The following is a 12,523-nucleotide window of genomic DNA, read 5'->3' as shown; positions in this document are numbered from 1 at the left end:
TTTGTAACCAGCTTTATAGACCCTTTCAGTTTGATGATTTTTGTCTTTTTCCATCACAATCCGCATTCCCGAAATCCCGTCTTTGACATTTGAAGACAATTGAATTTCAAAACCTCTTTTCTTCATTGCTACGATCAGATCATCAAAATTATCTTCTGACCTAATAACTTCGGTTAAGCTTTTCAGCATTTCTTCTTTTTTCTGAATACCAATTTCAACATCAGTTATTAATCCCTTCTCTTTGCAGACTTCTCGAACGGCTTTACCAAATCTCTTTCCGATATCGTGTGCTTTCACAGTGCACTTCCCCGAAATATCAATTCTGTTTACGATAAAATGAATATGCTTATGTTTCGTACTGTTGTGAATATCCAATCGGTACTGATTTTTGTTTGTCACTCCAATTTTTCCTAAAGCATTGGCTGCGATTTCTGCGAATTCTTCATCCTTCAATTTTCTGCCAATTTCGTCTGGTTGAGAAATGTAGCCTGTCAATGCCCATTTCTCTACTTTAGGATTTCGCTCAGCTACGATCTCCATTTCGTTAAACTGACCTTCAGCAGTGTCGCTTAAAAGATAGTTAGACGCCACCATCTCTGCTGTTCCTTTGTCGTTTCCATTATATTCCAAAGCGATTTTTGATATCATTCTTGTGGTTGCCGAATTATTCATTTTTCTGAATTTTTGAATATAAATACTGCTGAATCAATTCGATCAGATTTTCAATTTTCACTAAAATTTCTTTCTTATTTTCAAAAACATTCCATTCCCGATTTCGTAAAAGATTCGTTATTTTTTTGAAATGATTTCCAAATTGAAGCAATACTTCATCGGTTTTAAATTCATTGATTTTTAATTCTTTTTCCAACAAAACATTTCGGATATAGGTCGATAACTTGAGCGGATATTTTTTCTGTTTTTCAATGAGAATTTTATATTCTGAATTGGTCATTCTTATCGAAATCACTTTATCTAATTTTTTGTTTTCTTTGGTCTTCAAACCACCTTTCCGACCTAATTCTTGGAAGTGTTTTTTTCTCTTTTCGTGAGCAATTATAGCTTCATTTTCTTGGGTGGCTTGTTGTATAAATTCTTTTAAAAAGTCTTTTTCCATTGCGTATATTTAATTGTGTTTCAAAACATTTCTGACGATAGGAAGAAATCAAAAATCCCAATTTTGCAATCAGCGGTTACGCTTATTGTAAACTTTGGGTACTTTTTGCACTAACTACCCACCATATTTTACCTATGCTTATTTTACTCACCTTCTCCTGTGTTTCACTTGTCTTTCTGGTGATGGATTTTTATGAATCATCCAGTCATTCAAATCTTTAAAATCTGAATATAAAACCCGACAATCTTCTGCGTTTTGATTTTGATTTCTAATAATTTCAACCGCACGATTTCCGGCTTCATCATTGTCAAAATAAAGCTGTACGTTTTTATAATTTTCGAGTGAATTTTTTATATCGTGAATCATCGAAACAGAATTTGAAATGAGATAATCAGAAGGTTCTTTTACTAAAAAGTTCTCTACATTTTTAAATGAAAGAAAATCGAAAAACCCCTCGAAAACCCGAAGCGATTCTGCTCCATTTTTTATAGTAGAAACATCTTTTCTACCCAAACAAATTTTAGAATATTTGTTGCGAATTTCATAACCGCCAGAATCGTTCTTGAAACCTATTCCGAAATTATTTTTATCTTTCATTCGGTAATGAATTTCGTATAAGAACTGAGTTTGATTTTCAACTTTCCTTTCTCTTAAATATTCCAAAAGTGCAGGATGTTGAATTTCTTTCACGTCAAGTATCTCATAATTTTTACTTGAGTTTTCGAACTTCTGATAAGGAATATTTTGATTTTGAAAAGAAGAAAAGCTCTGATCTTCTGCCCAAATTAAAACTTCACTAGTAGTCTTATTCAGATATTTTTTCAATAGATCAACATTATTTCCACCGATTCCTTCTGAAAATAAGTACCACTTATTTAGACTTTTATTGATTTTAAAAGAGGCTTGGGATTCGGTGGCAAAGGGGTTGAGATACCAAGCTTCTTTTTCATTTTGTTTCGTGGGAAGGTGTCCGATAGAAAGGAGGACTTCTTCCAACGGGATTGTATTAAATTGTTTGCAATTCATAGTTGTAAATTTTCCGTGTTTTGAGTGAGATATTTTCTGTTGAATTGTTGAGAAAACCCTGTAACGTATTGATTAAGTAATATTTAAACCCTCAATAAATGCTCAACAATTCAACAAACTAGTGGTTTTACCCTCAACAAACATTCAACAAAAAGTGAAGTTTAAAAGTTTGTTGAGGATTTTGTTGAGTTTGAAGTGTTTGATTTTCTATTCATTATCAATCAATTCAACATTTCAACACGTTTATTAAGAATAAAATCCTTTTTTATGGTGAAATAGCGACCAACTGAATTGTTTTGGTAAAATATTCCTGCAAAATCAAGGTCGTATCTGATGTAAGTCAAACCATTATTTTGTGGATTCAATTTCCAAGTTTCCTTTAAAAGATTTCGAATATCATTTCTCGTCCAACAAGTAAGTCGAAACATTCTGATTATCATATTCAGCAAGTCTTGGGGAACAACATTTATTTCTTCATCGTCATTGGTTTCAAAAAACTCATAAAGCAATTCTATTATTTTAGATTCGAGTTTATTGTTGTTTTTAAAAACTAATTTTTGAAGTGCTTTCGTTCTGATCTCATCGGCTGAAAACCACATTCTTGTTTTCTTCTCCGTTGAAAATGGTCTTTCGATTAAAAACCGAAGAAAATAGGGGATTTCGGAAATGAGGTTATTCAAAAATTCGGTGTTTTCCGTTTTGATCGGATTGATTTTCAGAATCCAAAATCGAATTTCATTTTCATCGATTTGAATAAAATTCTCTTCGTTATTGGAACACAGAATAAACTTGGCGAAAAAATCGATTTCTTCTCTGTCTTTACCTTTGGCTTCAAGTTTATCTTTATTAGTTGTCGATAGATATTTCAATCTTTCAGTGATTTCTTTTTTGTCGAAAAAAACTTCATCGATTGCCACCAACAACATTGCTGCCCAATCGCTGTTGAATTGACTTCCGAACGAATCGCCTTTGATGTACGTCATATTCAACCCGAAAATTTCTCTCAACCATTTAATAAATGTTGATTTTCCAGTAGCCCGTTCTTTGGACACCAAACATAAAATCGGTAGAATTTGCGTTGGAAATTGAAGGAGAATTTTCAAATAATCAAAACCCATTTCCAATTGTTCACCGAAAATGTGCGCTACAAAATTCGAAGAAAATGGAATTTTAGATTTCAAATCTTCCGTTTCAGATGAAGGATGAAATGGAATTTCATTGTAAATATTATAGAAACCTTGAACGATTTGTTGATAATTTAGATGCTCCGGAATGCAACAGAAACCATCAAATTTTGGCACAGTTGAAACATACGTTTTTCCGTGATCGCTCACAATTGTTTCTCGATTCCAGCGAACCAAAACTGAAGTTTTATCGCCAGAAATTAGTGGCTTTTCTATTACTTTATAATAGGTGGTTCCAACTCGGATGTAAGGAATTTTTTGGCTCATCTTTGTAGATTTTGGTTAGAATCCACATTTGCCTCTCTTGAATTTTTTCTAAAATTGGCTTCCGCTTCAGATTGGATTTCCTGTAATGTTTTCTTCTTTCCTTTCGAAATCCAATCTAATAGTTCATCTTCAAAAAAGTAGAGTTTCTTTCCATTTTTATAACAAGGAATCAATCTTTTCCGCACTAGAGTATAAACAGTAGGTTTTGCCTTACCTATAATTTGGCAAGCTTCTGCAATATCAATCGGAATTCTTTTTACGGGAATTATCGGAGGTTCTTTCCTTTCTACCAGAAATTTAATTTCGGCTATTTCGCTAACCAGATGCGCAACTGCTCTTGGCAGGTTTTCAAATGAAATGTCATTGCTATCCATAACTATTGTTTTTGATTGTTATGGTGCAAAGAAAAAAAGTGATTCCTCTGTGATCGCTATAAACACGCAATCACAGAGGAATCACTAAACATACACTTCATTTTACGATTTTTTATGTTCGTTGGTAGTCTGTCAAGTCTTCTTGAATTTTGATATTACCTTTTTGAGGTTCATCTTTCAAATGTGATTTGATACTATCTAAATCAATATCATCTAGCGAAACGAAAACAGTTTTTAATAATTTTGAAATTTCTTCTTGTTTTATTGGTCTAAAATAATTCCAAATATTCCAACCGAAATGATAAAGATCTAGATTAGTTAGTCCTTTGGTGTGGACAGAAATAACGTTTGAAATCCCTTCTTTTTTTGAATATAAACTTACGGCATTACAAAGTACATCAAGATTTTCGTCTGTTAAATATAATGCAAATTGATTCCGAGTATAATCCAGAGCGATTTGTAGTTTTACATTATCATTTTGTTGCTTTTGCTGGAGTTGAGTTTTTCTTATAGAATCCAGACTTACGGATTCTTTCGTTTGATTCACAATGTTTTCATCCGAATTTTCGACTAAATAGATTGGTGTATTTCCATCAATTATTTTTTTTTGCTTCTCCCCTACATTCTCAGGATTTTCAGATCGAATAAAATCTATAGTAGAATTCTCGGAACTGCCTTTTTTAGGGAAAATCTTTCTGAATAAAATAATTATTCCATCGAGAAATAAAATAATAAGCGCATAAAATAATATACTTAATGATGTGATTGCCCAAAATACAATATTTGCGGTATATTCGTCACCACCTTTTCCAAGAAAAGAAATTCTTGCTAACGCTCCCCCTACTACACATACTAATAGAACGGAAAGGTAGATGACAATATATTCGAAATATTTCAAGTGCATTTTTATAAGTTTTTTAATTGAATAGCTGTAGAAGCTTTATTTTTCTTTTCATCAACAACCTTTGCATAAACCTGCGTAGTTTTTACATTCGTATGACCTAGCATTTTACTCACTGTGTAAATATCAGTTCCACTCGAAAGTTGAAGTGTTGCAAAAGTGTGTCTAAAATTATGAAATGTTATTTTTTTGGTAATTCCAGCACTTTCAATCCACTTCTTGAGTGGTCGGGAAATCCAAGCCGGATTAGTCAGATTTTTAAAAATCAAATCATTTGGAAGACCTACTTCACCACAAAGTTGCAATGCTTGTTTAGACATAGGCATATATTCTACACCTTTTGTCTTTTTTTGTGTAAAATTTATTTTTGCCTGATCGTTTTCAATACTTATCTCGTTCCACGTTAGTTTTTGAATATCGGAATGTCGTAGACCTGTTAAGGCTGAAAAAAGTGCTGCTCGTTTAAGAACTTCAAGTTCGCACGGCGCTTCAACTAAAGTATTAAGTTCATCAAGTGTTAAATATTCTCGTCTTGATTCCTCGTGCGGAATCGCTTTTATTTTAGCAGAAATGTCAGTCGTAAAATATCCATCAATAAAAGCTTGTTTTAATGCAGCTTTGAATACAGAAAAATAAGTCGAAGCCGTATTTTGAGAAATAATCTCTTCCTTATTGCTGCCACTTTTTGCAGTCAACAAATATGATTTAAAGTGTTCACAGAATTTTGTATTGATCTGCGAAAACATAATTTTTTCGCCTCCAAAATCTTTTAGAAATTCTATCGAGCGATACCAATTTATTTGAATAGATTCGGAATTGTTTTTATGTCTTTTATTAACCAGCAAATCAAAATATCGCACAAAATTCTCCTGCGATTTTTCTTTTTGTTCTACTTGAATTTTGTCGAGTTCGCTGTAAAGTTCAATATTGTCATATTCTCTCTGACGTAATTTACGCATAGAATCTGCATAGAACATTGTTTCCCGATCATTTTCGCTTTTGCAAACGATAATACCATTGTCATCTCTTTTAGGTTTATATGAAACGGATTCTTGGGTTGTTCTTGCAGGTCTTTTCTTATCAAAGTCTACGGTTGTGACGCTTCTGTTCAAATATTCCCGGATTCTTTGAACTTTATCTTTACCAGGAATCATCACAGGATAACTTTCCAAATAAATAAACCATTCTTTTCGGAATTCGGATTTTCGCAATCGTACGGTAACTTTGGTTTTTAATAACTCTTTCATTTTCCGTCAAAAATTTTATCAATTAAATTTTTAGGAACATACACGAAACTTCCAACTTTCTTTGTCGGAATTTTGTTTCTTTTAATCAGGTTTGTTACAGTTCCTGGATCAGCGTAGAATTTTGAACTAATTTCGGAAATTGTATAACAATTACCAACTTCAAAATTGGGTTTCTCAATTATTATTTCCTTTTCTTCCGGTATTTCAACTGCTGAAAATAAATCTTCCAAATCTGATCGCTTAACACGAGTTAATCTTACTCCAAAATTAACTCCCTTTATTATTCCACGTTTTATTAATCTGTGAATGGTATCTCTCGATATTCCAAACATTACAGTTGCTTCAGCAACGGATAAAAATTCACGAGATTGAACTTCTGCAATTTTATTCACATACTTTTTCAATAATGTTTCTTTTTCCACTCTTTCTTTTTCCTGCTTTTTGCGCTCTTTTCCCGATTTATTAGCGCAGGAAACAGTACAAAAACGAGTCGTAACTGTCTTTGCTTCAAAGGGTTTTGAACACTGCTCGCATACCCTTGGTATTTTTAATTTACTAAATCCCATTCTGAAATAACATCCTGAACATTTTCTGTTTTTTGGCTTCTAAAATAAAATAAGGCGCATAAGACGCACATTACATCCAAATAACACGCGGTACAAATGAGATACAAAATTACAACAAAAATCGATTAAAATCAACTATTAATAAAAAATGCAAAAACAAAAAAAATCGCTGTAAACATTACGTTTACAGCGATTTACTAATTTATTTCAATCGATATTAATCGATAATAATTGCTATTTATTTGACTTCTTCAAAGTCTGCATCTTGCACATCATCTGCACCTGAATTAGCTCCGGCATTTCCTTGAGAAGGATCTGCACCTGGCTGACCTTGTTGGCCTGCTGCGTACATTTCTTCGGAAGCGGCCATCCAAGCAGCGTCTAAAACTTCAGTTTTGGTTTTTACAGAATTTAAATCTTTAGCTTCGAAAGCTGTTTTCAATTCAGCAACTGCAGTTTCGATGGCTGCTTTTTTGTCGGCTGAAAGTTTGTCGCCAAATTCTTTCAACTGTTTTTCAGTTTGGAAAATCAAACCATCCGCTTTATTGAATACTTCAACTTCTTCTTTTTTCTTAGCATCTGCTGAAGCATTTTCTTCTGCTTCACGCTTCATTCGTTGGATTTCATCGTCAGAAAGTCCTGAACTTGCCTGAATTTTAATAGATTGCTCTTTTCCGGTTCCTTTGTCTTTCGCAGATACAGAAAGGATTCCGTTTGCATCGATATCGAAAGTCACCTCGATTTGTGGAACTCCTCTTGGTGCAGGTGGAATATCTGTCAAATCAAATCTTCCGATTTCTTTGTTATCGTTGAACATTGGTCTTTCTCCCTGTCCTACTCTGATGCTTACAGCCGGCTGATTGTCAGACGCTGTAGAGAACACTTCAGATTTTTTAGTTGGGATGGTAGTATTCGCATCAATTAATTTAGTGAACATAGAACCCATTGTTTCGATACCTAAAGAAAGTGGTGTTACGTCTAATAAAAGAACATCTTTCACATCACCAGTTAAAACTCCACCTTGGATTGCAGCACCAATAGCTACAACTTCGTCTGGGTTTACTCCTTTTGAAGGTTTTTTACCAAAGAACTTCTCAACTTCCTCTTGGATGATTGGGATTCTGGTAGAACCTCCTACCAAGATTACCTCATCAATATCTGAAACTGAAAGTCCAGCATCTGAAAGCGCTTTTTTACAAGGCTCCATTGATCTTTTTACCAAATCTGCTGACAATTGCTCGAACTTCGCTCTTGTTAAGGTTTTCACCAAGTGTTTTGGTCCTGTAGCCGTAGCAGTGATATACGGAAGGTTGATTTCAGTTTGAGGAGAAGAAGACAATTCGATTTTTGCTTTTTCAGCGGCTTCTTTTAATCTTTGTAACGCGATAGCATCACCTTTTAGGTCTACACCTTCTTCAGCTTTGAATTCATCTGCCATCCAGTTGATAATTACATCATCAAAGTCATCACCTCCTAAGTGCGTATCACCATTTGTAGACAATACTTCGAAAACGCCGTCCCCTAAATCTAGGATAGAAACGTCAAAAGTACCACCACCTAAATCGTAAACTGCAATTTTCTGATCTTTGTGCGCTTTGTCCATTCCATAAGCCAAAGCTGCTGCCGTAGGCTCATTGATGATTCTTTCTACTTTAAGTCCAGCGATTTCTCCTGCTTCTTTAGTCGCTTGTCTCTGAGCATCATTAAAGTAAGCCGGAACAGTGATCACCGCTCTTGTTACTTCTTGTCCAAGATAATCTTCAGCAGTCTTCTTCATTTTCTGAAGAATCATTGCAGAAATCTCTTGTGGCGTATATTCTCTGTCGTCGATTTTTACTTTTACTGTATCGTTTGGTCCGCTTACCACTGCGTAAGGCACTCTTGAAACTTCAGAAGCATCATCTTTGAAATGTGTCCCGATGAATCTTTTGATAGAATAAACCGTTTTTGTAGGGTTTGTTACAGCCTGTCTTTTTGCAGGATCTCCTACTTTTCTTTCACCGTCTTCTATGAACGCTACGATAGAAGGCGTCGTTCTTTTTCCTTCTGCATTAGGGATAACTACAGCATCTTTACCTTCCATTACTGCAACGCAAGAGTTGGTTGTACCTAAGTCAATTCCGATTATTTTACTCATTTTTTTATATGTTATTTTTTGTTGTTATTAATATTTACAATGAGCAATTCTCAATATTTGTACCATGACAAAAAAAGTGACAAATTGTCATTAACAAAAAAAACTCCGCCTTTCGACAGAGTTCTATGTTTCAATTTTGAATCAAATTATTTCTTGATGAATTTCATTGATTTTACAAAACCACTTTCGTTATAAGTTCTCACGTAGTAAGTTCCTAATGGAAGTTGTTTCACATCAATTTTATCAGTTTCGTTTTTCACCTTTGCTTTTTTGACCAATTTCCCATCAGTCGCAAAAATCTCAACTTCATTGATATTAATCAAAGGTGAAGCGATAGAAATATAATTAACTGCTGGGTTTGGAAAAACATTGATTGCGTTAGATTTCTCAACATCATCAACCGCCAAAAGAGCGCAAGCGTTAGAGTTTAATAAGCTTGCTCTTGGACCTGCCATTGTATTCTGAGTAATGGTTTTTTGGTTGTTTGTAAACATCGCCATTTTATTATCATTTACATAATCCATATAGTTCATAAACATTGAACCATTGGTACTTGTGGTGCAAGCATATAGATTTGTAGGAAATGTAGGCGCTCCGTAATAAGGCTCTTTCGTAGCCGGCGTGTCTGCACATCCATCATTTCCTGCAGAAGTTCCACAAGAATTCTCCTCGTCTCCCCAGATGTGATTGAGTCCAAAATAATGACCGATCTCGTGCGTTGCCGTTCTACCTTTATTATATGGCGAAACAACAGTTCCAGTCGTTCCAAAATATTTGTAACCAATAGCAAGACCATCATCTGTACCTCCAGCATTATCCGGAAGATAAGCCCATCCTAAATAGTCAGCACTAATGTTACCAACCCAGATGTTCAGATATTTTGTAGTATCCCAAGATGGCAATCCGGAAGATGTATAATAATTATCGTCGAAATTAAAATTACTTGTGACAGATTTTCGTTCAACTCCTGAAGTCGCAGAGCCATCTGGTTTTTTGGTTGCCAAACAGAAAGCCAGTTCCATATCTGCCGCAACACCTTGGAAGACAAATGGAACGACTGTACTGAAATCTGCATTGAGCTTTCTGAAATCGTCATTCAAAACTTTGATCTGTGAAGCGATTTGAGCATCAGAAATGTTCATTGCTGTTGTAGAATACAAAACGTGAACAACAATGGGAATTGTAACAACACCTGCTTTTTTTGATTTTGTAAAATCATTGTGAACCAAGTAATCTTTCAAAGCTTCTCTATTTGCTTCCGCTTGTGGATTTGAAGCAAAAAATGCCGCCATTTTCTTCTCCGTTCCGCAAGTTCTTTGTCCGTAAGCACTTAGAAAAAAAGCACTTGACAGTAGTAATAAAATTTTCTTCATATTATTTCTAATTAATTAAAAGGGTTGCAAATCTATACTATTTTTCATTATACCATACATATTTTATTAAATTTTTTAAAATAAATTATCTAATCCTCAATAAAACCTTCATCCCTGTTTATTTAAAAATTAGTTTACAGTTCCGAAACATACCATCACGAAAGAAGATTGTAGTTTTCAAACCCAAATTAATACAATGAATTTCACTACTTTTGAGATAATCAAAAACCCAATAATGCCACAAGAATTCAATCCGCGCGACGTCACTTGGCTCGGCTTCAATGCCAGAGTTCTACAGGAAGCCATGGACAAAAGCGTTCCTATACATTTGAGAATCCGATTTTTAGGAATATTTTCCAATAATCTCGACGAGTTTTTCCGCGTGAGAGTGGCGGGTTTGAAGCGTGCGATGGACTTCAAACAGAAGGTCATTAGCGAATCTTTTTATGATGCCCCATCGAAAATATTACAGAAGATAAACAAGCTTGTCATCCACCAACAAGAGGATTTTGACAAAACCTGGAAGGATGTTCAGCGCGAAATGGCGAAGGAAAAGGTTTTCATCAAAGACCATAAACATCTGACTGCCACTCAAAAGGAATTTGTGGTGAAATATTTTGATGAAGAGGTAGAAAGTAACGTCATCCCAGTTTTGCTGCACGATAACAAACCCATGCCTTACCTCCGTGAAAAGAGCCTGTTCATAGGTGTTGCCATGCGTAGGAAAGAATGGCAGTACGAGAGCCAGTATGCCATTATAGAATTGCCAGTGACTGCCAACGGAAGATTTGTCCTTCTTCCGACCGAGAATCCGGAACAAAAAGACGTGATGCTCTTGGAAGATGTCATTATTTATAATTTGCCGCACATTTTTTCCTATTTTGGATACGACGAGTTTACGGCGCATTGTTTCAAAGTGACAAAAGATGCGGAGTTTGACCTGGACAATGACATCAAGACAACACTAGCGGATAAAATTGAAAAAGGAATCAAAAGCAGACGAAAAGGGAAACCAACACGTTTTGTCTTCGATAAAGAAATTGATAAAGCCTTACTGGAATTCCTTATTAAAAAACTTAATCTTACAAAAAAAGACAGTATCATTCCTGGACAGAAGATCCACAATTTCCGGCATTTTATGGATTTTCCAGATGTCTTCAAAGCGTATCATAAGCCTGTTGAGAGAACTTCTTTTATCCACCCGGAATTTGCCAACAAACAAAGGGTGACAGATGTTATCATCAAAAAAGATGTGTTGTTGACTTTCCCTTATCATTCTTACGATTCAGTAATTGATCTATTAAGAGAAGCCGCCATGGATCCAGATGTAAAGTCCATTCAAATTACAGCTTATCGATTGGCATCCAGTTCCAAGATCGTCAATGCTTTGATCAATGCTGTAAGAAACGGAAAAGAAGTGACCGTAATGCTGGAACTGAGAGCAAGATTTGATGAAGAGTCCAATCTGATGTGGAAAGACAAATTGGAAATGGAAGGCGTAAAAGTACTTCTCGGAATTCCCAACAGAAAAGTGCACGCCAAATTATGTGTCATCAAAAAGAGAGTTCATAACAAGACGATACAATATGGATTTGTAAGCACAGGAAACTTCAATGAGAAAACGGCCAAGATCTATGGCGACCATTTGGTCATGACATCCAACAGGGCAATAATGGCAGACATTAATAAAATCTTTGCTGCACTCAACAAACCAAAAGTAGACCCTACCATCACATTGAAAAGTTGCAAAAGTCTAATGGTTTGTCCTGAGTTTATGAGAGAAAAGATCATTGCTCACATCGACAAAGAAATCGAGGAAGCCAAAGCGGGCAGAAAAGCCGAAATGATCATCAAAGTTAATTCTTTGAGTGACAGGACACTTATCAAAAAACTGTACGAAGCTGCAGAAGCTGGCGTGACTACAAAAATGATAGTCCGCGGAATCTATTGTGCTGTGAATCAGAAAGAATTCAAGAAAAAGATCTATGCTACCAGTATTGTAGACGAATACCTGGAACATGCCAGAGTGATGTACTTCTATAATAAAGGTGCAGAAAATATGTACATCTCGTCCGCCGACTGGATGACCAGAAATCTAGATTACAGGATAGAAGCTGCAACGCCAATTCTGCAGAAGAATCTGAAAAAAGAATTGAAAACCCTTTTGGACCTTCAGCTGGAGGATAATGTGAAAGCCAGACTTCTTGACAAAAACATGAGAAACGAATATGTTGAGACCGATGATAAAGTTCAGAAAAGGTCACAGATCGAGACTTATAATTATCTAAAAAATCAGAAATACTAAAATTTAGTTTAAATTTAATCTTTAATTAA

At 35.0% G+C, this 12,523-nt stretch carries 11 protein-coding genes; 1 reads left to right on the top strand and 10 read right to left on the bottom strand.

The features are described from left to right. The 10 genes from AXA65_RS11680 to AXA65_RS11635 form a co-directional block, all read right to left on the bottom strand. Nucleotides 1-672 (bottom strand): relaxase/mobilization nuclease domain-containing protein (locus AXA65_RS11680; protein WP_063970285.1); only part of this gene is annotated, 672 nt, incomplete at its 3' end. Continuing rightward, a complete protein-coding gene (locus AXA65_RS11675; protein ID WP_063970284.1) occupies nt 665-1,114 on the bottom strand; it encodes a plasmid mobilization protein in 450 nt (149 codons plus the stop codon). The genes AXA65_RS11680 and AXA65_RS11675, both read right to left, overlap by 8 nt. Before the next feature lie 147 nt (nt 1,115-1,261). Further along, nucleotides 1,262-2,140 (bottom strand): toprim domain-containing protein, encoded by an 879-nt coding sequence (locus tag AXA65_RS11670; RefSeq protein WP_063970283.1) that lies wholly within the window; start codon nt 2,138-2,140, stop codon nt 1,262-1,264. A gap of 221 nt (nt 2,141-2,361) precedes the next feature. Then, on the bottom strand, nt 2,362-3,591 hold the full coding sequence (locus AXA65_RS11665; RefSeq protein WP_063970282.1) for a primase-helicase family protein: 1,230 nt from the start codon (nt 3,589-3,591) through the stop codon (nt 2,362-2,364). Further along, on the bottom strand, nt 3,588-3,965 hold the full coding sequence (locus AXA65_RS11660) for a helix-turn-helix domain-containing protein (RefSeq protein WP_063970281.1): 378 nt from the start codon (nt 3,963-3,965) through the stop codon (nt 3,588-3,590). Before AXA65_RS11660 ends, AXA65_RS11665 begins: the two co-directional genes overlap by 4 nt. 112 nt (nt 3,966-4,077) lie before the next feature. Then, entirely contained in the window at nt 4,078-4,869 is a 792-nt protein-coding gene (locus tag AXA65_RS20215; RefSeq protein ID WP_063970280.1) for a DUF2214 family protein, read from the bottom strand. A gap of 2 nt (nt 4,870-4,871) precedes the next feature. Then, nucleotides 4,872-6,113 carry a site-specific integrase gene (locus tag AXA65_RS11650; RefSeq protein WP_063970279.1) on the bottom strand — a complete coding sequence of 414 codons (1,242 nt, stop codon included), beginning with the start codon at nt 6,111-6,113 and terminating at the stop codon, nt 4,872-4,874. Next, nucleotides 6,110-6,679 (bottom strand): helix-turn-helix transcriptional regulator, encoded by a 570-nt coding sequence (locus AXA65_RS11645; RefSeq protein WP_031503877.1) that lies wholly within the window; start codon nt 6,677-6,679, stop codon nt 6,110-6,112. The genes AXA65_RS11650 and AXA65_RS11645 overlap by 4 nt, the downstream gene beginning before the upstream one ends. A gap of 238 nt (nt 6,680-6,917) precedes the next feature. Next, entirely contained in the window at nt 6,918-8,816 is a 1,899-nt protein-coding gene (gene dnaK, locus AXA65_RS11640; RefSeq protein WP_063970278.1) for a molecular chaperone DnaK, read from the bottom strand. 146 nt (nt 8,817-8,962) lie between these two features. Beyond that, nucleotides 8,963-10,189: a M43 family zinc metalloprotease gene (locus AXA65_RS11635; protein ID WP_063970277.1), complete on the bottom strand. Its 1,227-nt coding sequence runs from the start codon at nt 10,187-10,189 to the stop codon at nt 8,963-8,965. A 235-nt stretch (nt 10,190-10,424) separates the two neighbouring features. Between AXA65_RS11635 and ppk1 the strand changes: the two genes are divergently transcribed. Beyond that, entirely contained in the window at nt 10,425-12,494 is a 2,070-nt protein-coding gene (gene ppk1 / locus AXA65_RS11630) for a polyphosphate kinase 1 (protein ID WP_063970288.1), read from the top strand. The last annotated feature ends 29 nt before the right edge of the window (nt 12,495-12,523 follow it).

Source organism: Chryseobacterium sp. FP211-J200, assembly GCF_001643375.1.
Classification (GTDB): Bacteria; Bacteroidota; Bacteroidia; order Flavobacteriales; family Weeksellaceae; genus Epilithonimonas; species Epilithonimonas ginsengisoli.
This window is presented reverse-complemented; position numbering and strand designations above follow the sequence as displayed.

Coding starts and splice junctions, on each gene's coding strand:
- AXA65_RS11675 (WP_063970284.1), bottom strand. CDS start 1,114: ATGGAAAAAGACTTTTTAAAAGAATTTATACAACAAGCCACCCAAGAA.
- AXA65_RS11670 (WP_063970283.1), bottom strand. CDS start 2,140: ATGAATTGCAAACAATTTAATACAATCCCGTTGGAAGAAGTCCTCCTT.
- AXA65_RS11665 (WP_063970282.1), bottom strand. CDS start 3,591: ATGAGCCAAAAAATTCCTTACATCCGAGTTGGAACCACCTATTATAAA.
- AXA65_RS11660 (WP_063970281.1), bottom strand. CDS start 3,965: ATGGATAGCAATGACATTTCATTTGAAAACCTGCCAAGAGCAGTTGCG.
- AXA65_RS20215 (WP_063970280.1), bottom strand. CDS start 4,869: ATGCACTTGAAATATTTCGAATATATTGTCATCTACCTTTCCGTTCTA.
- AXA65_RS11650 (WP_063970279.1), bottom strand. CDS start 6,113: ATGAAAGAGTTATTAAAAACCAAAGTTACCGTACGATTGCGAAAATCC.
- AXA65_RS11645 (WP_031503877.1), bottom strand. CDS start 6,679: ATGGGATTTAGTAAATTAAAAATACCAAGGGTATGCGAGCAGTGTTCA.
- dnaK (WP_063970278.1), bottom strand. CDS start 8,816: ATGAGTAAAATAATCGGAATTGACTTAGGTACAACCAACTCTTGCGTT.
- AXA65_RS11635 (WP_063970277.1), bottom strand. CDS start 10,189: ATGAAGAAAATTTTATTACTACTGTCAAGTGCTTTTTTTCTAAGTGCT.
- ppk1 (WP_063970288.1), top strand. CDS start 10,425: ATGCCACAAGAATTCAATCCGCGCGACGTCACTTGGCTCGGCTTCAAT.